Below are 26,299 nucleotides of genomic sequence, written 5' to 3' on the forward strand. Positions count from 1 at the left end.
GATAGAAAAAGACCATCTGGAGGAAAAGCACATGGAAGAATACCGGCACTATTTGGAATCCCTTGGGCGCTCGCCCAATACCATCGAAACCTACCTGCTGGCGGTGGAGGGATACCGGAAATGGTATCAGGACAGCTTCGGCCTTGAAATGACACAACTGTACCGCCCCAATATTCTGGACTATAAATCCTACCTCATCCATATCCGCAAGCTGAAGGAGGAGTCGGTCAACGCCAGGCTGGCCGCCCTGATGAGCTACAACCGGTTCCTGGTTGCCTCCGGCCGGCAGGAGCAGCTGGTCATCGACCGGGAAACGGACTATATCCCGGTGCAGGCAAGCTACGCCAGCCCCGGCACCGTCAGCCAGGCGGAGGTGGACGCCTTCCGGCAGGCGATCCTGGCCTCCGGGAAGGAGCTCTGCCAACGGGACTACGCTATGGTGACGCTGCTTGCCTATGCGGGACTGCGGGACAGCGAAATGGTGGGGCTTCTACTGGCAGATGTTGACCTGACCAGCAAAGAGCTGGCCGTCCGCAAAGGAAAAGGAGGGAAAAAGCGAATCGTCTATCTGGGGGATAAGGTGGTCCACGCGGTTCGGGAATACCTTCCGGTGCGAACCCGGCAGCGTTATACAGACAGCCCTTATCTGTTTGTGAGCCGCCAGGCGCCCAAGCTGCACCGAAGCCGGGTCAATCAGATCTGCGCCCAATATTCACAAGTCATCACCCCGCACACTCTGCGGCATTTCTTCTGCTCCCATGCGCTGGAAACCGGCGCCTATACCATCGCCGAACTGGCCAATCAGGCGGGACACGCCAATGTCCGCACTACCCTGCGCTATACCAATCCCTCTGTGCAGAAGATGAAGGAGAAGGCTAACAGCCTATGAAAAAAGGGACAGCCCAAGAAAATGGACTGTCCCTTTTTCTATGCCATAGATAGAATTATCGTTCCAGCAGCTTCCCCAGAAGAATGGGCTGAACTTTGGGATCCCGCAGCTGATCGCGGTTTTCCTCCAGCAGCTTTTCCGCCTCCTGCCGGGTCGCACAGAAGGCGGCATACACCGGAACCTCTCGGACCCAGTAGAGATTTGCGCTCTCCAGGCCGTAGCAGTAGAGGTAGCTCACCACACCGTCAATGAGGACCTTCTCGCCCTCCTGCCCGTCCATCTCCTGGCCAAGCAGTTCATCAAACGAACGGACTGGCACAGGCGGTTGTTCCTTGCGGCCTTCATACACCTTCCGAACCAGCCCCTCCCAGGAATCAAAGGTCATATCCTCATGGGGGTCATAGTCCATCTCGGTGCTTTCGCTGTAAACACGGAGGAAATCCGGCATATACTCGTCGTTTTCTTCGGCGTAGGGGTACTTTTCAATTTTTGTCTCAACGATGGCAAACAGCTGCTGTCCATCGAATTGTGCTACGATAGCTTCACTGGTCATCTGCCAAGCCTCCTTTTCATTCTACTATTTTATACCATTTGGCCCCGCAATACAATATGGAACTAAAAATAAATTATTTTGAACTAAACATCAACAACGGGAAAGCAAAGAAGCGGCCGTCGGCATAAACCAACGACCGCCTCGGAATGGTTTGTGCAAGGGATATTATTCCACAGGCATCCCCGAAATTTTGTCGAATCCTGTCATAAAAGAAGCGGTTATCCGTTCCGATAGAGGGATTTCCCCCACTGGTAGATATGCCGCATACACCCTTCGCCTTCCAACAGCGTGAAGGTGAATCCCTTCAGCTCCCGGCGTTCGGACAGGAGGGAGAATCCCTTGTAGCTGGCCCCATCAGTGAGCTTCACCTCGAAAGCCCGTTTCTCACCCAGATCAATCAGGTCGATCTCCGCCACCAACTCGCCTCCAGGGGGACAATGGGTGCGGGCAAACCGGATGTTTGCATCCTTGTGGCTCTGCTGGTACTCGCTGACAACAGCCGCCTCCAGCAGATCGCCGAACAAGGGCTTGTGTTCATCCATAATCTGGGCGTCCGTCATCTTCCGCAGCTTCTCGGTAAAGTGGAACCGCAGGAACGGCGCCTGCACATAGCATTTGTAGGGCTCGGTGTCCTCGTACAAATTGGGCAACACCGTGATCACACCGCAGTCCACCAGGAAATCCAGCAGCGCCACCGTTTCGGTCCGCTTCATCCGGTATCCCCGGTCTGTGCGGTTCAGGCTGAAGTATTCTTTGAAGTCCCTGGCCACCTGTTTGGAGATCTGGGCGTCCAGCACCTCAAAATCCTGGATCAGAGAGACCGGCATCTGAAAGCTCTTGTTGGAAACATAGTTGCTGGAGAGAAAGAGCGCCGTGTTGACATAGCCCTTCCAGTCCACCGTTTCATTCTCCGGCTTCAGCCAGACAAAGACTTCGTTTTCCGACTGTTCGTGGAACAGCTCCACGATGGAGTCGGTGATGCTGGTCTGCACATAGTCGGGAATATCCGCCGGGGCCTGGAACAGCCCCCCGGACTTCATATACTCTTTGAACTGGTCGAAGCTGGGGGAATCGGTTTGCAGCACAAAGCGGCAGTGTTCATAGAAACTCAAGTAGGGGACTCGGATCACATCGCAGCGGTCATACAGGGTCCGTTTCCCGGCCACATAAAGGGCCAGCAGATTCGTCCCCGCGATCACGACCTTGTGGCCGTAAAGCCGCACTTGGGTGTCGTAGAGATAGCTTCCGCTTTTTAAGAAGTTGGCGAAAAAGCCGATCTCATCTATAAAGATATAGGAAAGCTCCTGATGGGCCTCCAACTCCAGGTAAAGGTCGTCAAAGTTGTCGCCCTTCATCCCGGTGAAATAGCCGATCTCATTGGCGGAAACGCCCTGCATCAGCAGTTTCTTGATTGCTTGCAGCAGAAGGGTGGTTTTCCCCGTCCGCCGCAGTCCGTATAAGGCGCAGACACGCAGGCAGCCATTGTTCTGGCTGTCTAAATAGTTCATCAGGTCATTCAGCTGGCGACGCGGCTCCTTGGGAGTTGTAAGCAGGCCCAGCTGTTCGCCTGTAATAAAAGTCATGGTCAATCACCTCGTTCCTATGTTCATTATATCATAAGCCTTTTTCGTTGTCAGCAAGATTTATGGCAGCAGGAGCGGTCTGCTTGGAAGTATTGCTTCCAGAGCAAAAAATCCCCTGGCTCCAGCAGCGCCTCCATATAGGAAGCGTCCCGGTACTCGCTGTCCTGGAACTCCTCCAGGCAGGCATAGCAGTTTCCGTCCACGCCAGTCTCCTCGTCAATCTGTTCGGGACGGAGGCCGCGTGCGGCGCACCAGTCCCGTTTGTAGAGGCCGTAGGCTTTTAAGAGAAGCAGGTGTTGCTGGCGCTCGCCTGTCGGCAGTTCCTCAATGGGGAACCATGCCGGAACCTCCGAAAAGGATAATTCCTTCTGCCAAAGTATCACCGCCCCCATAGCATTGGCCTTCAGTTGGGGGGCAAAGGGCTCTTTGACATCATATTTGAGATAGAGAAACACAAAGAGGGAGGAACAAAAACTTTCCTTCTGTTCATCGGGCATCTGCGGCCAGAGAAAGTGGAGGGCCCGTACAAACAGAGCGAGCAATTCTCCCCACATCATGCCGGTCTGCTCCCCCTCCTCGCTGCAAAGATGGCCCAGCCACTGGCGCACTGTTACGGTGCGGTCGGTGCCGCCGCAGGGATTCCCCGGCTGCAGCACATAAAAGGGAGCAGGTTCTCCCGGCTGGGCGATCCGGGCCAGGGGATAAACGGCGCAGACCATCGGCTTGTCCTGATGGACGATGCACTTTTTGTTCCGCAGGAAGGGACAGGAATTGTCCGGTGGGACCGGCCTGATCCGCACCACAGGGAGATGGCTGTCCGGCCCTATGTAGGTATCGCAGTATTGGTTTATAATTTCAGAAGGGGTCCGCCCCAGATACCGGGCGATCCGAAAGAGGTCGTAGGGAGTCAGCAACACATCCTCCCGGTTTTTACAGCACTTACCGCAGGCTTTGCAGCGGAACCGGAAGGTATCGTCCAACCCCATCTTGTGGCTCATGATATAGTCAATATCTTTTCTAAATTCTCCTGCCATTTCTTCTCTCTCCTTTTTTTAATCCAGCATAGCCATAAGGTCCGAAACCGTGATCTGTGGGATGCCAAGAGCGGCGGCCTCGTTCAGCTTGGTCGCGCCGGGCTTATCCGCTACCACCAGGTAATCGGTGGAACGGGTCACGGAAGCTCCCATTTTCCCGCCGGCCTGTTGGATCATAAATTCCACCTCCGACCGGGTGTAGTTGGGAACCGTCCCGGTTAAGACCACCGTTTTCCCCGCAAGGGAACCAAGGACGGTGGTTCGTTTCTCTTTGAAGCAGGGCCTCGTTTCCCGATACTCCCCATCCGGTTTCTTGTTGGTATAGGAAAGCAGGTCGAAGGCCCATGTGCCTATCTGTTCCGCTCCGGGAGCAGAGGGCGGATACTCTCTGTCCCCCCGGCCGTTCCCGCAGGCCGTCAGCAGGGGGAGTGGGTCCGGGCAGCTGTCTCCGGAACGGTTGAAGCCGATATAATTCCTCATATCGAGGTAATCCATTTTGCTGTGGTTGATGAGATATGCCTCTTTTGTTTCCATCTGAACGGCGAATTGAAGCATATCCGGAGCGAACTGTCTTGGCAAGATGATCCGGCCGGCGCTGACTCTGCCCCACGCTGTTTCGTAATACTCCATGAATTCTTCCTCCGGCAGGGCATCCGCATAAAGGTCGATGCCGGGCTGATAAGGCTCATCGGCGAAGGCGCCCATCCAGCAGACCCTTTGGGGCCTTGGAGAAGAAAGAAGGATATAGACAGCGTTGGCAAGCCGGTTTTCTCTGCCGATCCTATTTGGGATACCCAATCTTACCGGAACGCCAAAATCGGCTGGGTCAAGCCGCATGAGCTTTTTGCCATCACAGACAACGACTCTGAAGTTCTGTTCCATCTTCATTTTCCTTTCTGAAAATCAGGGTGCCGGAGGAACGAGCCCCCGACACCCCTTTTTCGTGTTATTCTCCGGCCATCTGGAGGAACTGCTCCTCGGTGATGACCGTGATCCCCAGGTCTCTCGCTTTGGACAGCTTGCTGCCCGCCTTCTCTCCGGCCAAAACGAAATCCGTCTTTTTGGAGACGCTGCCGGCAGCCCTGCCGCCCAGCTCCTCGATCCGGGCCTGGATACCGGCGCGGGTGAAATTCTCCAGCGTGCCGGTCACAACAACGGTTTTGCCGGAGAACGGATTCTCCGCAGCCTTTTTGATCTCCATATCCATAAAAACGACCTCCCTTTTCATTGCTCCCCAAAGGGTCTGATGCCCTTTGTCCTCGAACCAATCATAGATGTTCCCGCAGAGGGTATCCCCGAAATCCGGCAGCTGGGTAAAATCAAACCGCTCCCGGACAGCCTGCTCAAAGGCCGCAATGTCACCGCTAAAATACCGGGCGATAGCTTTGCTGGCCGTCTTGCCGATCATGGGGATGTCGATGGCCACCAGAAAATGCTCAAGGGTGACCTTCCTGCTCGCCTGGATTGCCGACCACAGCCGATCATAGGACCTGGGGCCAAAGCCGTCCATCTCCAGAATTTCTTCCCTGTGTTCGTTCAGATGGAACAGATCTGGGTAGGAATGGATCCAGCCCCGGTCCACAAATTTCTCCAGGGTGGTTTCGGACAGCCCCTCTATGTTCATCGCCGGCTTGGCTACAAAATGGGTCAGCCGGGCGATATGCTTAGCCAGGCAGTCTGGGTTATTGCAGACCAGTGTTTCCACACAGATACCATCCTCATTGGGCTTTTCCGATGTCTGGATGACAGCCTGACCGCCACAGCAGGGGCAGGCCGTTGGCAGCTCCTCCGGGCCGATCCGTTTGCCGCTATCCAGATTCTTCTCCACATGGGGGATAATGAGATTCCTCTTACAGACCAGGATACGGCAGCCGGGCCGCAGACGCAGCTTTTTGATATAGCTGATGTTGTGCAGCGTTGCGCGGGAAACGGTTGCCCCGTCAATTTCTACCGGGTCGAAAACCGCCACCGGGCTGGTAAGGCCGGTGCGGGTGGGATTCCACTGGATCTCCCGCAGTACCGTTTCATACAGCTCATCGTCAAACTTAAAGGCCAGGCCGTCCCGATAGTGGTGCCCTGTCCGTCCCAGAGAACGGGAATAGTCGATCTCATCAAAGGAAACCACGATCCCATCTATGGGAATGCCTTCTGCTTTTGCCTTGTTCTGCAGGTTGCCGATCCACTGTTCCAGTTCATCCGCCGTAATGGGCGGAGTGGGATTTTTCAGCAGGAAATGGCCGCAGGCGGAAAAGCCCAGAGCTTTCAAGGCAACCAGCTTGGCGTGTTTGCTGTTGGGAGTGGCCGCAAGGTCGTCCAGGCCCTCCAGCACACCGAAGGGGCTGAACCGCAGGCGGCGCTGGACACAGGTCGAAGCGTCAAAACTGCGGACCGAGCCCGCCGCAAGGTTACGGGAGTTTTTGTAGGGCCTGCCGGAGCTGTCCAGCAGATTCGCCTTTACCTTTTCAAAATCACCCTTTCGGATATATGCCTCGCCTGTCACCACCAGCTGGTCCCGGTAGGGGATCCGCTGAGGGATGCCGCCAATAGCCGGCGCGTTATGGGTGATGTCCTCGCCCACATCGCCGTTTCCGCGGGTGGAGGCCCGCACCAGACTGCCGTTTTCATATTCCAGCTTCACGGTCAGGCCATCGTATTTGTACATGAGCATCACCGGGCGGCTCCCGATAAAGGCCGATACCTCCTTCACCGACTTGGTCTTATCAAGGGAAAGCAGGGGGATGGGGTGTGAAACCTTTTCCAAACCGTCTACCACCTGATAGCCCACCGTTTGGGTGGGGGAGTTGGCCATGACGCAGCCTGTCTCCTTCTCCAGCGAGGCCAGCAGGTCAAAAAGCAGGTCGTACTGGGCATCGGAGACAGAAGGGGCCGCCAGGTTGTAATACTCGTGCCGGTACCGGTTGAGCTTTGCAACCAGTTCATGTATCTGTGTGATCTTATCCATATAAAACATCCTTTCCTTATTTGGTATGGCTTCCCTCAGATACCTGAGAGGAACCATACTCCATCATCATCTGGCAGCGAATCCTCTGCTGAAAAAGGGAGGATACAACTTGCCAATTCTCTGCTCAAGCCTTGGCTTAATTCAGATATGGGGCCGATCTCATACCAGTTTGCCTCACGCTCATAATCACCTGCACGGAGAACTTGGAACAGCAGTTCCATTTCCCATTTCTTCAAGGGCGAGGAAATCAAAGAGGTTGCCCAGTTGTTGTACTCTTCCCCAAAGGCATGAGCAGTGATCTGCCTGCCTAAAATTCCAGAAAGGAGCTTTGAAAGCAGAAGGTCAAGCTCTTTCCATCCGATGTGGACCGCTCTTTGTACGGCACCATCCCACCTGTTTTGCTGAAGGTTTTGTCTGCCTGCTTGTGTCCCTTAACAAGGGTCGTGCCAAATAACTGGGCATTTTTCTCAAACGCCAGAATCCCTTGCAAGACCTCCTCACCGATCCCGGTGATTCGTAGCAAGGTCGTAGGACTCATGATCACCGAATCAATGGGGAGCTCCTCAAATGTTTTCTCAATGCCATACAGCACCGAAAAATGCTTTTCCATCTCTTTGATCCGCTGGAAAGAATAATCTCCCTCGAAGTTTACAAGGACATCGTCCTCCGGGTTCCCCGAATCATGCTCCGGAGAACCAAGGGGATGGATCTCAATTACCACGCCTACCATGTTGGGATAGTCGCAGGCTGGTATGGACAGGACCATATCGCCAACCTGTAGTTTCCCATTCAGGCAGGATACTTTTATGCTGTCATCAGACCGCATTGCAGCACGCCTCCTCCACATTTGCCTTATGGACGCTTATCCACTCCGGGTACCGAATCAAGCCGTACATTGGTTCCTGGCAGACCTTCAGCTTTTCATCATCCAGACTACGCTTACCGGTCATCCCCAGCGGCTTTCTCCAAACCCATCTGTCCAGAATATAGATCGGTGTGTACCACCGGTCGAACTCCTCGGTGGTGATGGTATTTCCATGGAGAACCACCGCCGGAATGCCATAAAGGGAAAGCTGGATGTAGGCCATCAAAACGCAGTGGATGTCCAGGTCCTGAGCCAAAACAACCAGCTCTGAGCAGTAGTTGCGCCCATGTTTTTGCATCATTTCCGCATAGGCCAGGATCATAGAACCAGAACCACAGGAGGGCTCATTCAGGGTGACGACCTTTTCCTCTGCCGGAACACCGGTCAGCCCTGCCATCAGACGGCAAACAGAGGCCGGGGTAAAATCTTGGCCCAAAGCTCTGCTGCCACTTCCCAGTCGTTCAAAAACAGGACCGAGAATATCCTCTAACTGTCCCATATCGCTATTTTGAGAGATCCCGTCAAGGAAAAGTTCCAAGATGCTTGAAAATAAAGCGATTTCCTGGCTGGAATAGTTCTTCCAAACCTCTCTTGCCAGTTTCAGCCGTTTCTCCAGATGGACCGGGTCAGTCCGGTTACTGATTTGGTAAGCAGTCAGATAAAGGAAATCCCTAAAAATCTGCCTCCTATTAAATCTGCCGGATAACCGTTCCATCTGCTTCATGATTTCCGCAGGAATATCTTTCTTCAAGCTCATTTCCCCTTCCAAATTGAAAATATAGAGGCAGGCGGTTTTTTACCCGCCTGCCTCTATTCCTGCCGCATCCGCGGCGTCCTGTGGAGCCGGAGCCTTAAAATACCGTTGCCGGCATCTGGTCCGGGATGTCGTAAAACCCGCCCACAGGGGGGCTCCCCGTACTGGTCGTCCACCGGGGGATACATACCACCCCCATGAACAGGGGGCGCACTGGAATCATCCGGCAGGGGAGGCTGCGTCTGGTTATTCTTCGGCGCTACCGTGAGCCCGGTAAACTCGAAGCCTTCCGACTTGGCGATCCCCTCCTGGATGTACCGGGGAAGGCTCTGGAAGGTCGGATAAGTACCCGCATCGTCCAGGTCAAAGACCACAGGCTTTACCGCCGGAGGCTTCTTTCCCACCATGGGGATGATGGTCTCTATGGTGGCATAGTCGCCGTTCTCACCGGTCTTGTGCATCACCTGAAGGACGGCCCCGGCACCCAGGACCTTACGCAGGTCAAAGCCCTTCAGCTCCTGGGGAGTAAAGGACTTGCCCCGCCAGGACTGGAGCGCCTTACGCAGATTGCTCTTGTCCGAGAGGGAATTGGTGAACTCCTTGGAGATCTGCCGGGGGTACTCTTGGTCGCCGATCTTGACGGTCTGGCCCAGCACCTCCCAGACAAGACGGATCTTGCGGGAGCTGGTGCCAAACCGGGGATTGTTCTGCACCCCCATGTCAATGAGCATGGTGCAGACGGCCTCATACATACCTTCGGGCATCGGGGGGATACGCTCGCTGTTTTCCTTTGCGATCAACATGATTCTTTTCCTCGCTTTCTGTTTTTGCCTATTTCCTGCCGCTATGCGGCTCGTACACAGTCTTAATACTCCATAACCGGATTGTACTGCGGATTTTTCAGCAGTTGCCTTGCCTTCGCAAGCCCGATGTCGCTCAGGTTTGTATAGGTGATCTCTTGGGAAGTGATAACCGTGCAGTCGCCTACCAGATAGCGCAGCTTTTCATAGCCGACCTCGGTAATGATGATTGCATGGCCATCGGCGACCACCTGCTGCAATGCGCTGTGGAAAGCACCCAGATCACATTCATAGTCTTCCTCATCGCCGCAGGGCAGGCCGGAAAGGCTGCCATAACAGCCAAACGCAAACAGCGTCTGACCATCCACCGCTTCTTCCCAGACTTCGGGATTTTCCTTGCTGGCCTGGCAGGAAGCAACCACCTGCCGGAACCTTTCTTCATCCTTAACCGCAAAATAGTTGATGCGGGTAAAACCATAGTAGTTTGCCAATACGGCCACTCCTTTCTACGCCACCCGAACATACCGGGCGATCAGCCTGGCCAGGTTCTGGGGCAGCTGGTTCAGATCGGTGATGTCCAGATACCCCTCCTGGTAGATGCGTTCGATGTTCTCCCGGTCGTCCCCGATCGCCGCAGCGAACAGGGTGACACCCTTGTTGGTGTACTCCCGGCGGATACCCCGCAGGTCGGCTTCCGCCCCTGTTCCGGTATATCCGTCATCGTTTGGCTGCCCGTCTGAAATAAGGATCAGCAGCTTGTGCTGCTCCGGCCGCTTGACCAGCTGCTCCGCCACATAGCGCAGGGCGGCGCCGTCCCGGTTGCAGCCTCTCGCGGACATATCCATCATGCGGTAACAGTCCTTGCCGTCGATGGAGCCGAATTCAGCGTAGGAGAAAAGCTCCACCTGCTTGCCGCCTGCGGTATGGCCCATGATCATCACGGGGATACGCGGCCTTTTGCAGAAGTCGTAGATGACGATGCTGGCCGCCCGCGCCGTAGTGATCCGGTCCAGACAGCCCATGCTGCCGGATTCATCCACCAGCAGCGCTACTGCCAGCTCCGCCTTGTCCTGGGGCAGATTGTTCTTGTAAAAATACCGCCCATCGTTTCGCACCAGGCTTCTGGCCTCTAGCCGCCGGCCCATCAGAAGGCCATTTTGTTTGCCACCCTGCCTGCGGTCCTTCAGCACCTGCAGCACCTGCTTCTGCATCCGTTTGGAGAGCAGCAGCAGGGGCGCCGAAATTCGGCTGTATTCCTGAGCCAGATATTCCGGCACCATACTCATCCGGTTCACCGTCACATGGATGCCCAGATGGGCATTCCCATAGTGGATATGGTTGGCTTCTGCCTGGAGTTCTTCGGTAAGCTCCTGTTCCATCCGCGTGTTGACACGGTCCTCCGCCACACTGGAGAGCAGCCGGTCGATGTCCTTCCCGCATTCCTCATACCCGGCCCCGCCGTAGTTCTGGTCGAAGGCGACAGAACCACCGGTCTCGGCCTCCGGGTCAGCGGTTTGGGTCAGGGCGATGCGGTCGCCGTCCTGCTCGCTCACCCCGTTCACATCGAACCGGCTGTTGGGGTCGTTTTTCTCCTTGGGGGCGAAGTAGCCCACCGGCCGGCCACTTCCGTTGGGGGCGTTGGAGGTCTCCTGAAGCTGCTCAGAAAGCTGCTGCAAGACCTCCTCCGGCGGCTTCTTCCTGGCCTCCTCGATCAGAGGCGCCAGATAGTCCCACAGCTTCAGCAGGATGTGGTTGACCGCATCAAACCGGACACGGGGATCCTCCGCCAGCTTGCTGTCGTCTATGTAGGGGATGCAGCCGTTCAGCACATCCAGAAGCGGCCCCCGGTATCCATCCACATTGTTGACGGTGCCCTGGAAGCAATACTGGATCAGCAGGTTCATCAGGATGGACAGCTCGCCCATCTGCCGGTCCTGCATTTCTGTAATGCTGATGCTCTGTTCCCCCATTCGCTGCCGGTTGATAAGGATACCGGTCCGCAAGCGGCCGGGGAAATTCCGGCACATCTGTTCCTCGATATAGGTGTCCTCCGACAGATTGCAGAGGGTATGAGCCACATAAGCTACCACGGACAGAGCAGCCTTGTCGCCGTCTGCCGCAAACTGCTGCAATTCCTCCACCGCCTTTTCCTCCGCTGGCGTCAGGTTTTTCATCCGCTTTGGATAGAATCTTCCCTGATCCAGTGCCCGATGGTAGGTGGAAAGGGCCCGGAAGTCGGTGTAGTTGATATGCCCGGCTTCATGGGCCAGCATTCCCACCAGACTGAGGGCCTTGGTCTCTCTGACCGGGAAACTCATGGTGATATGATTCCCTGTATTGATGGTGATGGTATGGTTGTCGGTCCAGGCGGCGTCCGCTCCGGGGTCGGTATCCCAAAAGGTCTTTACCCGGAAGGGCCGCCCATACCGCTTGGCCACTGTCTCCCCAATGTCCGAGAGATAGGCCGCAAAGGCCGGGGAAGAAAACAACTCCTCATCGGTGATCCTGCCCTTTTCGTCCAGGATCCTTTTTCTGATCTCAAGATGAGAGGTCCCCATCTGCATCATCCTTTCCTGTCTTCTAAAAATTCGGAGACCGGCACGCCGAAATACTCGGCAGCGGCGCATACGAACCACAGGGGGATCGCTACACGGCCAGTCTCATAGTTCGCCAGCGTTGCCCGGCTGACCTTCAGCCGCCTGGCAAGCCGTTCCTGAGATAACCTTGGGGATCTGCTCAGCCGCAGTTCCTTGAGCCTTTTGGCAAAAAGTTCGTTGTTCAGGTACGGGTCAAAGGCTTCCGGTATCTTTACTTTTCCATTCTTTCATCCTGTTCACCTCCTTTACCTTCTGGCGAAGATGGGCTCCAGGCAGGTATTGATCAGCTCCTCCCGGTTCTCCGGGTCCGCTGAGGCGGAGGAGATCACCGTATAAAGGGCCGATTCAAATGGGTTGCCCAGGATCATCGCCGACTGCACCCAGGAGATCAGCTCCCGGACTCCGCAACTCCCGTCCTGGATCATCGTTTCCCTGCACCGCTGCTGGATGTCCCGCACCACCTCCGCCATCTGCCGCACCAGCTTCTGGTCGGAACAGCCGGTGATGCCCGCCACGCGCTTTACCGTGGTGTCCACATCCGGCTCATCGAAGTCGATGGTCAGGTTCATCCGGCTGATGACACTCTGGTTCAGATCCTTGCAGCCCTCATAGCTGGTGTTGGTGGTCACCACGACCACCGTTTCCGGGTGCCGCTGGATCCGCTCCCCGTTGGGCAGCGTAATGGAAGCGCACCGGTCCAGCAGGGAGTTGAGCCCTACCAGGACGCCGGGATTGGCGATCACCGTAGGCTCCTGAAGCTCCACCAGGTAGCCATACCGCATGGCCTTGACCAGCGGCGTGTCCACATAACGGAAGCTGTTCCCGTTTAAGCCGTCTCCCAGTTCCTGAGCCTTCAGCTCCACCATCTTCTGAAGGACCTCGTTCTCGGTGACATCCTCCCGGTATTCCCCGGTCATCTGGCAGTAGGCCGACGCAGGGTCCATCTGGATGTCCATCAGCAAGGGAAGGCCGGAGCAATTCGCCGCCTCCGCGTCCATCTTGGGAAGCACCTGGCCCAGCAGGTCGAACACCTCGGTGTTGGCCGAACAGGTGAGGAAGGTATAGGGGATCCCCAGCCCGGCGGCAATAGCCTTGGCTCCCTCCGTCTTGCCTGTCCCCGCAGGCCCCCTGAACATGATGTTCCGCATGGGATTCTGGGAGCCGGTGGTCTGAGCAATATGCCGGCAGACCTGCTCCACCTCCTTGGGGATCACATACCAATCCGGCAGGACCGGGATCATCCCTGTTTCCGCCGGGGAAAAGCCGCGGTTCGACATCCGGTGCTGCCCCGCAAAAGAGCTGTGGGCGATCACCACCGATGGCGCACCGGGGGCTGAGCCGGGCTCGAAGATCTGAAACTCCCCGTACAGAACAGCGGTGGGCGCGTAGGTGTTGTTCGCCATGGCCATCTCGGTCAGCTGGGAGAGATTCCCGGTGCTGGGAATGTCCACCTTGACGCCGTCCTTCCGCAGCGCAGCATGGTTCTCGATCCGGCGGTAGACATTATCGCACAGCAGGATCGCCGCCCGCGAAGCGGAGTCCAGGTCGGGATACCCGTTTTTGGCCGCCTCGCAGAGCTCCTTGAACCCTTCTGAAAATTCGTCATCGTCCAGGAACAGGGGCATCAGGGTGAACAGCAGGGCATCCCCGCTACAAGCGGTCTCGCCGATAGTGTAGACTCCCGGCGGGTCGCCGGGGGTGCGGACGATCCCTGCGGTGAACCGGCAGTTGCGCTTATTAGGGTCTGTTCACACAAACGAAGATATGCTATAATAAGGGAATGGAACTGAAGAAAGAACAATACGAACAAATCGCAGAGTGCTTTCCGAAACAGCGGAAAGCAGCAAAAATCAGCAATCTGGATGTATTGAATGCGGCGCTGTACGTAATGGAAAATGGGTGCAAATGGAGGAGCCTGCCCAAAGAATACGGAGATTGGCACGTGATCTATGTCCGGATAAACCGCTGGGCGAAAAAGGGAGTTTTGGAAAAAGCATTTTTGCGTTTGCAGCAACTGGGAATCATCAAAATCCAAGTAAACGTGGTCAGTTTGGATTCCACCTGCATCAAGGTTCATCCTGACGGAATGGGTGCACTGAAAAAAACGGAGCGCAAGCCGTCGGAAGAACACGTGGTGGGTGGAACACCAAACTTCATATGGTCGCCGCATCTGATCGAGATGGGGTAATCTTTTCGTTGTCTGCCGGAAACCGTGGAGATGGCCCTGAAGGCCGTACTCTTTTGCAGCAGCTCGGTCCGGCGGATCACCCGGTTTACCTTCTGATGGATCGGGCCTACGAAGGGGATGAGACAAGAGCTTTGGCAGTGGAACTTGGCTATATCCCTGTTGTTCCGCCAAAAAGCAATCGCAAAGATCCTTGGGACTATGATAAAGAGCTGTACAAACAGCGCAACCAAGTTGAGAGGCTTTTTCGCCGTATCAAGCGATTTCGTCGCATTTTTACCCGCTATGACAAACTGGATATTATCTTTTTGGCTTTTGTCTTTTTTGCTCTCATTGTCGATGTGCTTATGTGAACACTACCTAAAGACCACGCATTCCGGCTTGGCCCCAGGGTATTCCGCCACCAGCCGTTCATCGTTCTGGCTACCGATAGCGCCCAATCCATCCACAGGGTCCCCTTGCTCCACCGCGTTCACCAGCGCCGCATAGGCCAGCAGCGCCCGAAGGGTGGGGGCGTGCATAGAGGACTGCTTGCTGGAGGTGCTGTTGTATTTCGAGAACACATCCGTGCGTTTCGGCTGGACAGACGGGTCCGCAAATTCCTTTGGCAGCTCCTGCCGCCAGGTCCAATCGGCAAACAGCTTTGACTTTGCCATTTTGATCACTCCTCACTTAGTTCGCCCAGGTCAGGAGAATACTGTCCTCCTCCACCGTGGCGGTAATATCATCTTCCTCAAACAACGGGACCAGGTCTGCCCAGAGCTTTTTGCCCGGCAGATAGGAAAGCTGTCCCTGCCCCACCTGCACCTGCTGTTCCAGCACATAGAGAGCGCCATCCTCTGCGATACGCAGTTCCCGATACCCACGGGTGTAGACCTCGTCGATGGTGGCCCGCACCACTGCCGAAGCGGACAGGTCGTACCAGTCACGTAGATTGACCGAGTCCGGGTCCCCGTCTGCGGCGGGGCCCTCTTTTGCCGGCTTCTGCATCTCCTCCAGAGGGCGCAGCGACAGCATTTCCAGCCGGATCCGGCCGGAGCGTTCAAAAAGCACATCCGCAAAGTTCCAGTCGGGGACACCGGAGAGCCGGATCCTGGCCGAACTGCCCTTCACCACCTGCTCTAAGGGCCTTTCCGTCTCCCACCGCCATACGGCGGAGGGGAAGGCGCCCTGCAGCTTTTCGGTGATCCGGAAATTGATATGGCGGAGCATGACTCTCTCCATCTCCGGGTCTATTGGCTGGGGCCTGAGCACGGCTGGCTTTGGCTGTTGGACAGGGGCCGCCGGGCGGCTTGCCTGTACCGGCTGGACCGCCGGAGCGGCAGCCGGTTTTGCAGCCGCCTTCCCCTTTTGGGCAGGCGGCTCCTTTCTCCGGGAGCGGTGCAGCTCCAGAACCTTGGCGAACATCCAGACAAGGGCGGCCGCCATCAGGAGATACTGTCCCGCGTCGCCGCAGAAGGCCATGATGATGAGGACCATCATCGCCAGACACTTGAGATCGGTAAACTTAAATCCGTTCATACGCTTTCCTCCTGTTTTGGTACTCATTGTCGATTAGAAATCGACGATACGCACGCTGCGCGTGCTGGCATCGTTGCGCGCTGCCCCGTCCCATCGAAAAACCTGCAAATTGGAATAATCGGTTTTTCGGATCGGACATAAAAAAAGAGAGGAACCATCATCCCGCCTTTGCGGGTCTGACAATTCCTCTCAATTTTCCCTCCCGTCCATTGGACTAAAAGGGCAGCTTATCTCCGGAAACCCGGATCTCCTCGATCTCATCGTTTCCGGTATTGGGCGGCTGCTGTGCCGCCGGGGGCTGTGGCTGTACCTCCTTTTTCCCGCCGCTGGGGACATACTCCAGGTCGTACAGCGTGATTTTCGGGGCCATCCCCTCGCTGCCATCCTTGCGCTTAAACTTTTCCAGTTCCTGCGCGCCGATGACATGGACCAGGGATCCCTTGGCCGCCTTCAGCTTGAGGATACGGTCCCTGACGCTTCCGAAGGCGATGCAGCGGTACCAGTCGGTCTCCTTTCGGTCGCCGAATCCCCGGTCCACCGCAAGGTCGAACAGGATGTATTCTGTCCCCTTGAGGCTCACCTTCTGCTCCGGGTCGTTCCCAAGCCGTCCAATGGCGCTGATTGTAGTGATCATTTTCTGCTCCTTTCTTGCCTGCCGGCATATTGTATTTGCAAAACCGTGGACGCGGTGTTTACCAAAAGAAAAACGCCAACAGGGTATAAAGACCCCACTGGCGCTACACAGTATCAATCTTTAGATTGACACCTATAAAAACTCCTACCTGGATACCTCCCTCAAAGTGAGGGGATAGCCTAACAACAATTTGCTCTTTTAGTTTACCATATACTATATCTTGTTGTCAAGCAAAACAAATTACTATATTTAGTGCCCCACTTTTTATTCCCACTTCGCAACCATCCGAATAAAGGCCAGAATATCCCCCTGCTGCTGCGAGCTGAGCTTGCCCATCTGCCGCTGCAGGTCCAACCATGCGTTTTCGTCCAGCCTGCCGGTCCGATATTCCCGAATATCCACAAGCTCGACCAAGGACACGCCCAGCCCTTTCGCAACACGGTCAAGGGTCTGGACGGTGGCGTTGCTCTCCCCGCGCTCCAGCTTGCTGAGGGGAGCGGCATCGATGCCACAGCGGCCGGATAACTCCTCCAGGCTGAGGCCCTGCCCCATACGAATGGTGCGGATGTTGTTGCCAATCTGAACAAGAATTCCTGCCACTGTATCACCTCCATAATAAGATGATACCGTGACAGGAATTTATCCGCAAAGAAGCATATTTCAATATATAGATATAAAGTTCAAATTCATAAAGAAAAAAAGGAACTAAACATCAAATTTCATGCCGTATATATCCAAACCATCCCTCCCTGGAATATTCCTCACGCTCCAAAACCACCATTCGCTTCAGATAGAGGTTCGCGGCAGCCGGCAAAAGCTGTGGCGGAGAGAAGGAAAGCGCCGGACAAACCAGGAGCGTGTTTAAGAGCGCTTTTTCCTCATTGCTCAACCGGTCCGGTCCAAAGATATGCCGGGCGACCCGAAGGGGATACCCGTCCAGCAGAAGCCCCAGGAAGCCTTTCATCTTCTGTAAAGGGGAAAGCTGGATGGGGATCAGGCAGACCTCACGGAAAAGCTCCTGTAATGCGGCCGCTCCGGTAAAGCCCTGCCCCTTTCTGATGAGCCCACGGAAAAGCAGCCGTTCCAGGATCCGGTCAAAGTCAGCCTCTGCCATTGGGATATGAAACCGCCGCGCTTTTTGCAGGCAGTCGGTCCTCAAGGCGTCATAGTTTAGGATGTTCCAGAGCAGTGCGTTCCACAGAATATACTCCGGAATGGTGACGCCGTACTCGTTTCCGGCAATCAAGACGACCGGTCGGCTCCCGCCATCAAACTGCTCCAGCCGGTATTTCCCCATGGCGGCGTAGTATGTGATCATCAAAGTCCCTCCCTCCAAATTCAGGAGACCAATTTCAGCAATGTCTGGTCCTGTAAAAGCCGATGCTGTGCCCTGGAGATCCACGCGCTGACATGGTTGGGCTTCACACGGTAGAGCTTTGCGATCTCCGAGCCGGAAAGGCCGTCCAGCTTGAGCCCCATGGCCTGGATCCCCTTGCGTACCGTTCCCTGGTACCGCTCCTCCAGCGCCTTCAGCTCTTCGCGGTTCATCCGGTTTTCGGCCTCATAAACAACATTAGCCTCATCCGCCAGGGACTCCGAAAACGAGAGCCCGCCATCGGTCTCATATTCCATGGAAAGGGTTTTCGGATTCCGGCTCAGGTCTTTGAAGTGGTGGAGCAGCTGGTGCCAGATCACCTCCCGCGCATAGGCGGGGAAGGGGCGGACGCCGTCATAGCCCTGTGCGGCCAGGCACAGCCCCAGCCGGCCGATCTGCTGTAGATCCTCCAGGTCGTGGTCCGGGTCACAGGGGTTCCGTTTCACCCGGTAGTAGATCACTTCATTGACCAGGTTCAGGTTTTGAACCACCAGGTCCTTTTGCTCCAAGGTCATTTTCACGGTGATACCTCCTTTCCTCGCTGTCAGCTTGCAATCCAGTTTGCCCGCAATGCCTTTTGGCATTCGCGGATCAGATCGTCGCAGATATAATCCGAAAAACAGGCGATATGCGCCTGGTCCTCCCGCAGCCCGTACTTTTCCCGCAGCCACCGGTAGGCGTTGGCCCGGCTCATGATCCGATGGCGCCAGATCTGGTCGAAGGCCCGGTGCGCTTCAATCCTTTTGTGCCGCAGGTCGCCGTTGGCCAGCGTCCCCATGGGCTCCCTGGTCTTTTCGTTGGCGGATACATAGGCGTCACACTCCGGGTAATGGGAGCAGACATACAGGTAACGGCCTCTGCCCGCATCCTTATGGACAAAGCTGTCCGGGCGCAGCACTGCGGGGCTGCCGCAGTAGGGACAAATGGGATTCCTTTTTCTTTTAGACATTTCGATTACTCCTTTCTTGCGTATGATTACGGAAGGTTTGCGCTTTGATTGCGCCCTCTATCTAATATTTTACCGGTGAAAGGGCTGGAAAGATATAGGTTTGGCTTTGGTTTTTGCATAGATTTAGGGCTTGTTTGAAAAATAAATATTGCACAAACCAAATAAAAGTGCGAAAATAGAGCTATGAAGCGATATGAATTGACAAAAGCACAATGGGAACGCGTGAAGAAGTTGCTTCCAGCAGGGAGGACGGGGAAACGAGGCCGACCTCGGAAAGATGATCGAAATATGCTCAATGGGATGCTTTGGATCGTCCGCAGCGGAGCACAGTGGCGCGAATTGCCGGAGGCGTATGGCCCCTGGCAGTCTGTGTATGCCCGATTTGCCAAATGGCGGGACGATGGTACATTGGAAACCATATTTCGCGCATTGACCGCAGATGCGGATATGGAAAACCTGAGCCTGAACTCTACCTGCATCAAGGTTCACGAGAGTGCCAACGGAGGGGGAAAAAACGGCGGATAAGGCAGTTGGGCGGACCAGAGGTGGGTTGAACACAAAGCTGTACGCTATTGTGGATGGACTGGGGAATCCGGTTGAATTCATGCTGTCTGCAGGGAATGACCATGATTCAGTCCACGCTGTTGAACTGCTGGAAAAGGTAAAAATCAGCGGCAGCAATGTATTAGCAGACCGGGCTTATGGGGCAAAGACGATCCGAGCTTACATCTCGGAACAAGGAGCCAGCTATGTGATCCCACCGCAGAGCAATGTTTCTGAGCCATGGCCGGTAGACTGGTGCTTATATAAAGAGCGTCATTTGGTTGAATGCTTCTTCCAAAAGCTCAAATGGTTTCGCAGAATCGCCACCAGATATGACAAATTGGATGCGTCTTTTCTCGCTTTCGTTTACATTGCCGCTATCGCTATTTTGTTGATTTAGCTCAGCCTTCACTATTTTTCAAACAAGCCCTAGCACAAAATGATATTTATTTGTCAAAGTCGCCCTGCCGGTACCGCCAAGCGATGCAGGGGACCATCTTCCGGAGGGGACAGCAGTTTCTCTCAAGGGTCCTGGTATTCAGCCACCGGTGGTAAAGCTCCCGGAACATGAAGTTGCTCATGCGGCCCAGGCATTCGCTCCAGTCGATAGGGCCAAGCTGCTCAGCTGCATAGGACACCGGATACAGGAAGGGCCGCCCGGTCTCATCGGGCACAAAGAGAAAATCTCCGCAGCCTTCCGGCCGCTCATAGGGGCAGGCGGAACAGTCGATATAAAAGGAATTGCGCCAGTTGCCCTCGGTGAGCTCTGAAAAGCGTTTGGTCAATGTGGTTTTGTCTAATGGGGATGTCATGAAAGCCTCCTTTTTTCTGAACCATGCAATTTGCTACTATACGATTTAGTAAATTACAATCGAGCTGTTTACAGATAAAAAGAAAAGTGCCGGCACAGTGGTCTTACCCACCATGCCGGCGCTATGCTTTAGGGATTTGGGATGAACTCGCTATCAGCCGCCGAAGCCGGTTTTCGGCAGGCAGCCTCTGGGCGGGGCAAAGATGCAGGTGGTCCAGGCATCCTTGGCATAGACCCATTCATCCTCGGTGCGGCCGCCCACATCGGCCCGGTTGGTAAACCGGTAGCCATCCGGCAGGTCCGCCAGAACCGTTACCGTAACGATGGGACTGGTGACGCTGTGGAAGCCCTCGCCCACCTCCGCGAACTGGAGCTTGATGTCGGTGACATATTCGTTTGCCGCAAGGCCCAGTGCCTCCCGGCCGCACTCCAGCTGGTTGTCAGTGGTGGTAGAAAGGTTAGAGGCCAGGGTCCGGTAGGCATCCTTCTTGTTGGTCCGGTAGAGGACATCGAACTTGCCCTTCTCGCTCCAGGTGCCGGTGCTGAGTTGGTTCAGCCGGACAGCATCAGTGGGGAGGAGGTCGTGGACATAGAATTCCTCCAGGGGGATGTTGCTGGTGTTGGAAATGTTGTCCAGGGTATAGAAGATCACATCACCGGGCATCGCCTGGACATTGCCGCGCTTTTCGATGGTGACAGAAATATCCTTGGGCTTGTTCTTCACCTCAAAGCGGACCAGATCGCCGTCTACCTTCAGCTCCGCGTAGAAGACGGTCCCGTCGGTAAAGTAATACTTGGGCGCGGCGATCTCCTTGATGCCGTAAACGCCTATGGGCAGCTCCTTGGAGACAGCAAGCCCTCTGGAATCGGTGGTGATGCGGTCCACTACCTCCAGACGAGTGTTGTAGATCTCAAAGACGGCCCCTTCCAGAAGGGCTCCGGTCTTGTCTCTGGTGATGGTGTTGTTCTCGGCGGCAGTCTTCACGATCTGGATCTGGCCCCGCATGGGTTTGTTGAGGATCTCCAACTCCAGCGTCTCGCCGGCCTTCACCTCGATGGTCTTAGGCATCTCGTCCAGCACATAGCCTGCAGGCGCCTTCACCTCTTTGAGCTTGTACTTGCCAGCCTGCACCTCCTTGGGGAACTCGATGATCCCCCGGTTGTCGGTGGTGTACTCGCCCAGCAGGTTGCCCTTCAGGTCGTAGAGGTTGAACACCGCGCCAAAGAGAGGCTGCTTGGTCTCGCTGTCAATCTTCTTAATCCGCAGGGTGCCCAGCGGTGTGTTGGGGATCTCCAGCTTGCAACGGTTTCACTCCCTTTCGGTTTTGGTCAGCAACAATAGATACCACAACTCCCGGCGAAAGTCTACAAAAACTTTTTACATCATCGCCTGCCCAATCTCCGGTGCGGGAGGGAAAGGCTTGCTCAGGCGGCGCGCCAGACCGAACTCCGTCCGCCGGACGCCGTCCTCTGCCATGGAGTCCTCGCCCAGACGGGAAAAATCCATATACCCGTCGATGGTATCAATGACTTCATCGTCAGCCCCAGTGCGGCGGAGTACCTGCTTCCCGTACTCATCCATATTCTCCGGGACCCGCTCGTAGTCATCCCGGTCCATGGCAATGCTGACAGCTTCTGTGAAGGTATCCGGCTGTTCCACCTCCAGAACAGCGCAGAACTTCATCAGTTCCCCGTCCTCCTGCTCCATCTCCTGAAGGCACAGCGCCAGCGTATTGGCATCTTCCACAGTGATTGTATCCAGCGGGAGGAGACCGTCCAGATACGGGGAGGAGAACTTGACGGCGGTGATGCCGGCCTGGGCGAAGTCCTCCACGTCCAGCGCCCTTTTTGCCTGCTCCAGCCGCTCGTCCGAGGCGGGAAAGCTGAGGGGAAATGTACCCTTTGCCGAGGAAAGCGTCAGGTGAAGGACGCCCTGCTCCTCCATGACCTGCTCCGCAGCGCCTGACCGAATGCCAGTGTAACCGTCAGACAAAAACTCTCCGTCATGGCTGTTGCAGTAGTCTACGCCAATGGAGCGGTAGTCCAGGTAGGGCCGCAGGGCTTCCGGTACCTTATCTTCCAGACGGTCATGCTCCACCAGCCATCTGCCCAGCTCCTGGTGGGAGGTCACACCTGGAATGACCTCGTAGCAATCCAGGCTGGCCGGTTTGATATGGGCGGCGATCCGAAGCACATCGTCCAGACTCTGTTGAGACTCCGGGTCCAGAGACTTGGACAGATGGTAGTGTTCCGCCGCGTTCATCCCGTCTATTGTCTCCGCCAGCTGGTTCAGCTTCTGGAGCGTGGAATCGCTGTCCAGCCTGGTTTGCTGGAGATGCCAGTTGAGTGCGGGGACGGAACTGTCAGCGTTCAATACCGTGGGTGCGATATTGGGTTGGCCCGCCGCACGAATTTCATCAACTTTCCGTTTGAATTCATCCGGCGGCACCGGCAGTTTCAACTGTTCAAGTACCCTGCCGCCGGATATATTCAGCTTTAACATGATAGACCTCCCATCTGCTGGTCCGGCTCTTGCGCAGGAGGAAAGGGCTTACTCAGCCGGCGCACCAGACCGAACCCGGTTTGCCGAACGCCGTCCTCATCCATCATCTCACTGCCCAGCCGGTCAAAATCAGTGCAGCCTTCTATGGCCTCCAGAACTTCGTCGTTTGCGCCCATGCGGCGCAGGGCCTGACGGCCATACTCCCGTTCGCTGTCGGAGATCAGCTCATAGTCGTCGATGTCGATGGCCATATCAAGGGCCTCAGTGAAGGTGGACGGTTCTTCCACCTCCAGAGCGGCGCAGTATTTCATGATCTCGCCGTCTTTTTTAAGGTGCTGGAGACAGATAGCCATCTCATTGGCGTCCTCTACAGTGATACTGTCCATAGGGATCAGTCGGTTCAAATAGGGCGCTGTATATTCGGCGCTGGCAATCACCGCTTGAGCGAAGTCCTCGATTCTTAGGGACTCCTTTGCCTGTCCCAGCTGCTTCTCGGAGGCGGGGAGGACAAGGGGATAACTCTGTTCTGAGGCTGTGAGTGTCAAAAGCATGGCTTTTGGCGTCTCCTCCTGCACTGGCGCTTCCTCACGGCGTTTGACAAGGCCATGGGGCGTGTATATCCCTCCAAGGGCATCCCGCTGCTCCGCGCCGATCTTGCTGTAATCCAGGTAAGGCCGGGCCTCATCGGGGAAGGAGAATTTTCCGGTCATGAACGCCGTGTCCACCAGAAAGCGGCCCAGATCCTCGTCTGTCTTGATTTTAGGGAATATCTCATAACGGTCCAGGCTGGTTGCGACATGAACCGCAAAGTCCAGATCGCCGGTACATTCCAGTTCCAGCGCCCCGGAAAAGAGGTGTTGTTCCTCCTGGGTCATACCGTTGATTCTGGCGTCCAGGGTGTTCAGCTTCTCAAGGTCAGCCCCGCTCTCCAGATCGGCGTGCTGGACATACGGATAGAGGTTGGGGATGGGGCTGTTCACACCGCTGATGCTGATTTCCGCAGGCTCATCCTCAAAGCCTGCGATCAGGCTAAAGATCTTGCTTGCCGCCTCATCACGGGTAGTGGGGATATCGAGCGCAATACCGTAGCTCCGGCACTCCAGGTAAAGAATCATTGCGCCAGCCCTCCCATCTGGAGTCCCTGTTCCCGCTGATGCTTCTCTGCGGGGTCCTCCATCATCAGCTCCTCCAGCGGCATTGTGCCCTGGTACACCACATAGCCGCATTCGTTGAACTGCCCGCCTTCCTGCCGGAGCTGCTGTTCACCGTAGCGGCGGTAGTCGTAGAAGCCCTCCAGGTTTTCGTCGTAGTCGAAATGACCGGACTCCCGGATCATGTGCCTGCCGTATTCCTCCGGGGTTTGGAGGCCGGGGACAAAGTCAAACAGGTCCAGGTTTTCCGCCAGCTGGCGGACGGCCATCATGTCTCCAGCCTCCGCGAACAGCACTACCGCATTCAGCTTCTCCATATCCGCCTTCTTCAGCGGCTCGATAGCCTGACACATCCGGTTCAGGGCTGGGAGATCGTCACCGCTCAGATACTCAATATCCAGCGCCTCATCCACTTTTTCCGGCAGCTCATTGCAGTCGATGCGTATCTGGGCATCGTGCGGCGAGGTGATGCCAACGCGGAGCAGTGTCCGCTCGATCTGGTGTTCCGCGGTGGGGAGGTACAGGTACTCCGGATTTTTCCCCTCTGCCAGCCCCCGCTTCGGCGTGATCTCCAACACCATAAAAAGGCTGTCGTAAGGATATACGGGGAACTGGTGTCCGTTGTAGACCGGTTCCAGCTTCATGCCGTTGTCGTAGGCCACACCGTAAGGGGTGATGACTCCTCTACCGCCGTTAATCAGCTGGAGGGCGGCTTCTTTGCCATTCACTGCCTGGTATTGGTCTATCGGCATTGCGCCGCCGTTCAGTGTCATTGTGTGGTCTTTCCCGATCTGCTCCAAATCAGAGAAATCCGTGATAACCGTTGTCTGTTGACAACAGTACGTCAGGTTAATAAAGTCCTTGATTTCGGACAGCCCCAGCTTGTGAGCCATAGCCTGAAACTGACTGACCTCGCCGGCGCAGAAGCCGTCCAGCCGTTTCGCCAGGTAGTCCAGCTGATCGATATTGACCAGCGTACCCACCAGGGTGTTCAGCACGCTGTACCGGCTGTTTACTTCATCCACAGTGCAGTCCCGGTTGACGGAAAAGCCCAGGTCAATTGCCTGGAGCATCTCAACGGTCTTATCGTACTGGTCAACGGGAATGGGAAAGGGGATAGTGATCTGATCGCATTCCGGACGTCGGGGGTTGCTCAAAACCGCTTGGATCACATAACTCATACGCCGCCGCCCTCCTCAAAGCCCTCTTTCATCTCCCACTCACGCTGCCTCGGCTTGGTGGGCCGGTTGCAGGGCAGCTTCTTCTGGGGCCTCTTTTTCCGGGTGTCAATGCGGGTAGACGGCGATCTGGACGGGTCCATCATCATCCGCTCCAACCCCGCCAGGCGGGTATCGCCCATGAAATATCGTGCCATATTCTTCTGTCCTCCTGTTTTGGTATTTCCAATCCCTGAAAAGAGGACAAAACGAAAAAAGGCGCTGCCCTTTTTTCAGGGAAACGGCCTTAACTGGTACAAATATTGGGTTTTAACTTAACTGCATCCCGCCCTCTCACGGGGGGCTCTATAGCCGCGAACTCCAACTCTTTTTGGTTGGACGCCTCTGCCAGCGCCTCCAGATCCGGGACGCTGCGTTCGATTGGTCCCACGGTGGATTCCGGGCATTTCCATCGTTTATCTGTGGGGTTGTTATTCTATAAAAAATGTATAACCGCTTTGTTCAGGATCGAGTGAGTCACAAAATTCTTCCTCTTTTTGCAAGGAAATGTCAACTCGATCCTCCAAATCAGGGATAGTGCGCTCTATTTGTTCCGCCGCAGAGCTCAGATGCTCCTGCCGTTCACTGGTAATGCTGAAGTTTTCCAATGTTTCATGGATACTGCGATAGACTTCTGTAAGTTGTTCGGGAGTAAAAAGGACAACGTGGGGGATGAGGCCGGAGCGGGTAGCGAAGTCGCGCTTGGCCGCGGTGTAACTGTCCACACCGCCGGGAGGTCCGTAGAAGTTCCCCGCGTTCAGGCCAGTGCGCTCCCGCACACGTTCCCAGGTAGCAAACTGGACGCCGTACCTGGTGGGGTGGCCCGCCAGAACCACATCGTTGAAATCCGCCAGCAGCCTGTAGTCTCCCGTCAGGCCGCTGGCTGTCAGCCGGGGCGCCGTCTCCATCTGGCGCATGTACTCGGCAGTGGTTTTGGTGATAGAGATTGCTTTGTCCAGAGCGGCGCTCATGTGATCATCCGCCGTATCCTCCCGCCAGTACCTCACCGAGCCGGTATCCAGCGCGAGGCAGAGACGCTGTCCGTCCAGCTCTATTGGCAGGAGGCCCTCCTCCGTTTCCGGTTTTACGGCGAAGCCCTCGTGCTGGAGGTTCAGGGTTAGTTCTTGGAAGTATCTGTTTTTTTCTTCTGCGTTCATTTTAATCCTCCTTGCTTTCTAGATGGTGTCGTCAATAAAGAAGGAGCCAAATAGCAATACAACGTATTTGGACAGCAGCAGCGAAAGAAGCGGCATTTTTAGCGTAGCGAGTCGCAATACCGCGCCATCTTTTGAGAAGCAGGAAAGCGTTCTCGACGAGATGGCGAAGTTTGTAGAAATATTTATCATACTTCCGAGGATGTTTTCGGCTTTTCC

General features: G+C 55.6%; 29 protein-coding genes and 2 pseudogenes. 3 read left to right on the top strand and 28 right to left on the bottom strand.

What is annotated here, in order from left to right:
- Window positions 1-31 precede the first annotated feature (31 nt).
- Window positions 32-889, top strand: a complete 858-nt coding sequence (locus C814_RS07730) for a tyrosine-type recombinase/integrase (RefSeq protein ID WP_016315089.1) — start codon at window positions 32-34, stop codon at window positions 887-889.
- A 55-nt stretch (window positions 890-944) separates the two neighbouring features.
- Here the strand turns inward: C814_RS07730 and C814_RS07735 are convergent, their stop codons facing one another.
- From C814_RS07735 to C814_RS07775, 13 genes are all read right to left on the bottom strand, one after another.
- The gene (locus tag C814_RS07735; RefSeq protein ID WP_016315090.1) at window positions 945-1,442 is read right to left on the bottom strand and encodes a hypothetical protein; all 498 of its coding nucleotides are present in this window, start codon (window positions 1,440-1,442) and stop codon (window positions 945-947) included.
- 218 nt (window positions 1,443-1,660) lie between these two features.
- Complete coding sequence (locus C814_RS07740) at window positions 1,661-3,025, bottom strand: AAA family ATPase (RefSeq protein WP_016315091.1); 1,365 nt, start codon at window positions 3,023-3,025, stop codon at window positions 1,661-1,663.
- Between the two features lie 50 nt (window positions 3,026-3,075).
- The gene (locus C814_RS22040; protein ID WP_016315092.1) at window positions 3,076-4,059 is read right to left on the bottom strand and encodes a YkgJ family cysteine cluster protein; all 984 of its coding nucleotides are present in this window, start codon (window positions 4,057-4,059) and stop codon (window positions 3,076-3,078) included.
- An 18-nt stretch (window positions 4,060-4,077) separates the two neighbouring features.
- Window positions 4,078-4,941, bottom strand: a complete 864-nt coding sequence (locus C814_RS07745) for a BRCT domain-containing protein (protein WP_016315093.1) — start codon at window positions 4,939-4,941, stop codon at window positions 4,078-4,080.
- Between the two features lie 64 nt (window positions 4,942-5,005).
- Entirely contained in the window at window positions 5,006-7,021 is a 2,016-nt protein-coding gene (ligA, locus tag C814_RS07750) for an NAD-dependent DNA ligase LigA (RefSeq protein ID WP_016315094.1), read from the bottom strand.
- A gap of 35 nt (window positions 7,022-7,056) precedes the next feature.
- A complete protein-coding gene (locus C814_RS23415) occupies window positions 7,057-7,242 on the bottom strand; it encodes a hypothetical protein (protein WP_155846326.1) in 186 nt (61 codons plus the stop codon).
- A gap of 86 nt (window positions 7,243-7,328) precedes the next feature.
- The gene (locus tag C814_RS07755; protein WP_016315095.1) at window positions 7,329-7,847 is read right to left on the bottom strand and encodes a hypothetical protein; all 519 of its coding nucleotides are present in this window, start codon (window positions 7,845-7,847) and stop codon (window positions 7,329-7,331) included.
- Window positions 7,837-8,643: an N-6 DNA methylase gene (locus C814_RS22045; protein ID WP_016315096.1), complete on the bottom strand. Its 807-nt coding sequence runs from the start codon at window positions 8,641-8,643 to the stop codon at window positions 7,837-7,839. Before C814_RS22045 ends, C814_RS07755 begins: the two co-directional genes overlap by 11 nt.
- A 53-nt stretch (window positions 8,644-8,696) precedes the next feature.
- Window positions 8,697-9,443 carry a phage replication initiation protein, NGO0469 family gene (locus tag C814_RS07760; protein WP_016315097.1) on the bottom strand — a complete coding sequence of 249 codons (747 nt, stop codon included), beginning with the start codon at window positions 9,441-9,443 and terminating at the stop codon, window positions 8,697-8,699.
- 62 nt (window positions 9,444-9,505) lie between these two features.
- Window positions 9,506-9,931, bottom strand: coding sequence for a hypothetical protein (locus C814_RS07765; protein ID WP_016315098.1), 426 nt, complete (start codon window positions 9,929-9,931; stop codon window positions 9,506-9,508).
- Between the two features lie 15 nt (window positions 9,932-9,946).
- Window positions 9,947-12,007 (bottom strand): cobaltochelatase CobT-related protein, encoded by a 2,061-nt coding sequence (locus C814_RS07770; protein ID WP_022788218.1) that lies wholly within the window; start codon window positions 12,005-12,007, stop codon window positions 9,947-9,949.
- Window positions 12,004-12,246: a helix-turn-helix domain-containing protein gene (locus tag C814_RS22780; protein WP_081644929.1), complete on the bottom strand. Its 243-nt coding sequence runs from the start codon at window positions 12,244-12,246 to the stop codon at window positions 12,004-12,006. The genes C814_RS07770 and C814_RS22780 overlap by 4 nt, the downstream gene beginning before the upstream one ends.
- Window positions 12,247-12,282: 36 nt before the next feature.
- Entirely contained in the window at window positions 12,283-13,662 is a 1,380-nt protein-coding gene (locus C814_RS07775) for an AAA family ATPase (RefSeq protein WP_016315100.1), read from the bottom strand.
- Between the two features lie 155 nt (window positions 13,663-13,817).
- Between C814_RS07775 and C814_RS23420 the strand changes: the two genes are divergently transcribed.
- Window positions 13,818-14,575, top strand: a protein-coding gene (locus C814_RS23420; RefSeq protein ID WP_155846327.1) for an IS5 family transposase whose coding sequence is annotated in 2 segments (ribosomal slippage) — window positions 13,818-14,136 and window positions 14,136-14,575 — 759 coding nt in all. Because the reading frame shifts where the segments join, the coding sequence is not laid out codon by codon here.
- Between the two features lie 3 nt (window positions 14,576-14,578).
- Here the strand turns inward: C814_RS23420 and C814_RS07785 are convergent.
- The 7 genes from C814_RS07785 to C814_RS07810 all read right to left on the bottom strand — a co-directional run bounded on the left by C814_RS07785 (window position 14,579) and on the right by C814_RS07810 (window position 18,701).
- Window positions 14,579-14,878 carry a hypothetical protein gene (locus C814_RS07785; protein ID WP_016315102.1) on the bottom strand — a complete coding sequence of 100 codons (300 nt, stop codon included), beginning with the start codon at window positions 14,876-14,878 and terminating at the stop codon, window positions 14,579-14,581.
- A 16-nt stretch (window positions 14,879-14,894) separates the two neighbouring features.
- On the bottom strand, window positions 14,895-15,743 hold the full coding sequence (locus tag C814_RS07790; RefSeq protein WP_016315103.1) for a hypothetical protein: 849 nt from the start codon (window positions 15,741-15,743) through the stop codon (window positions 14,895-14,897).
- A gap of 214 nt (window positions 15,744-15,957) precedes the next feature.
- Window positions 15,958-16,377, bottom strand: a complete 420-nt coding sequence (locus tag C814_RS07795; protein WP_016315104.1) for a single-stranded DNA-binding protein — start codon at window positions 16,375-16,377, stop codon at window positions 15,958-15,960.
- 264 nt (window positions 16,378-16,641) lie between these two features.
- Window positions 16,642-16,977 (bottom strand): helix-turn-helix domain-containing protein, encoded by a 336-nt coding sequence (locus tag C814_RS0103800; protein ID WP_016315105.1) that lies wholly within the window; start codon window positions 16,975-16,977, stop codon window positions 16,642-16,644.
- Between the two features lie 112 nt (window positions 16,978-17,089).
- Window positions 17,090-17,695 carry a hypothetical protein gene (locus tag C814_RS07800; RefSeq protein ID WP_016315106.1) on the bottom strand — a complete coding sequence of 202 codons (606 nt, stop codon included), beginning with the start codon at window positions 17,693-17,695 and terminating at the stop codon, window positions 17,090-17,092.
- A gap of 20 nt (window positions 17,696-17,715) precedes the next feature.
- Window positions 17,716-18,267, bottom strand: coding sequence for a sigma-70 family RNA polymerase sigma factor (locus C814_RS07805; protein ID WP_242828993.1), 552 nt, complete (start codon window positions 18,265-18,267; stop codon window positions 17,716-17,718).
- A 29-nt stretch (window positions 18,268-18,296) separates the two neighbouring features.
- On the bottom strand, window positions 18,297-18,701 hold the full coding sequence (locus C814_RS07810) for a zinc-finger-containing protein (protein ID WP_016315108.1): 405 nt from the start codon (window positions 18,699-18,701) through the stop codon (window positions 18,297-18,299).
- Between the two features lie 183 nt (window positions 18,702-18,884).
- Here C814_RS07810 and C814_RS22785 point away from each other — a divergent pair.
- Window positions 18,885-19,644, top strand: a pseudogene (locus tag C814_RS22785) (IS5 family transposase).
- Window positions 19,645-19,690: 46 nt separating this feature from the next.
- On the opposite strand, the gene C814_RS07820 reads toward C814_RS22785, so the two are convergent.
- The 8 genes and pseudogenes from C814_RS07820 to C814_RS07850 form a co-directional block, all read right to left on the bottom strand.
- Window positions 19,691-20,056: a hypothetical protein gene (locus C814_RS07820; RefSeq protein ID WP_016315111.1), complete on the bottom strand. Its 366-nt coding sequence runs from the start codon at window positions 20,054-20,056 to the stop codon at window positions 19,691-19,693.
- 153 nt (window positions 20,057-20,209) lie between these two features.
- Window positions 20,210-21,352 (bottom strand): MSCRAMM family protein, encoded by a 1,143-nt coding sequence (locus C814_RS07825; RefSeq protein ID WP_369750545.1) that lies wholly within the window; start codon window positions 21,350-21,352, stop codon window positions 20,210-20,212.
- An 81-nt stretch (window positions 21,353-21,433) separates the two neighbouring features.
- Window positions 21,434-22,558 carry an antirestriction protein ArdA gene (locus C814_RS07830; protein ID WP_016315113.1) on the bottom strand — a complete coding sequence of 375 codons (1,125 nt, stop codon included), beginning with the start codon at window positions 22,556-22,558 and terminating at the stop codon, window positions 21,434-21,436.
- Complete coding sequence (locus tag C814_RS07835) at window positions 22,552-23,673, bottom strand: DUF6329 domain-containing protein (protein WP_016315114.1); 1,122 nt, start codon at window positions 23,671-23,673, stop codon at window positions 22,552-22,554. Before C814_RS07835 ends, C814_RS07830 begins: the two co-directional genes overlap by 7 nt.
- Complete coding sequence (locus C814_RS07840) at window positions 23,670-24,890, bottom strand: hypothetical protein (RefSeq protein ID WP_016315115.1); 1,221 nt, start codon at window positions 24,888-24,890, stop codon at window positions 23,670-23,672. Before C814_RS07840 ends, C814_RS07835 begins: the two co-directional genes overlap by 4 nt.
- Window positions 24,887-25,084, bottom strand: coding sequence for a hypothetical protein (locus C814_RS07845; RefSeq protein ID WP_016315116.1), 198 nt, complete (start codon window positions 25,082-25,084; stop codon window positions 24,887-24,889). The genes C814_RS07840 and C814_RS07845 overlap by 4 nt, the downstream gene beginning before the upstream one ends.
- Before the next feature lie 273 nt (window positions 25,085-25,357).
- On the bottom strand, window positions 25,358-26,083 hold the full coding sequence (locus C814_RS22050; protein WP_016315117.1) for a hypothetical protein: 726 nt from the start codon (window positions 26,081-26,083) through the stop codon (window positions 25,358-25,360).
- 31 nt (window positions 26,084-26,114) lie between these two features.
- Window positions 26,115-26,299: pseudogene (locus tag C814_RS07850) on the bottom strand (IS5/IS1182 family transposase); the annotation flags it as partial.

The sequence above is a fragment of the Anaerotruncus sp. G3(2012) genome, from assembly GCF_000403395.2.
Lineage (GTDB): Bacteria > Bacillota > Clostridia > Oscillospirales > Ruminococcaceae > Anaerotruncus.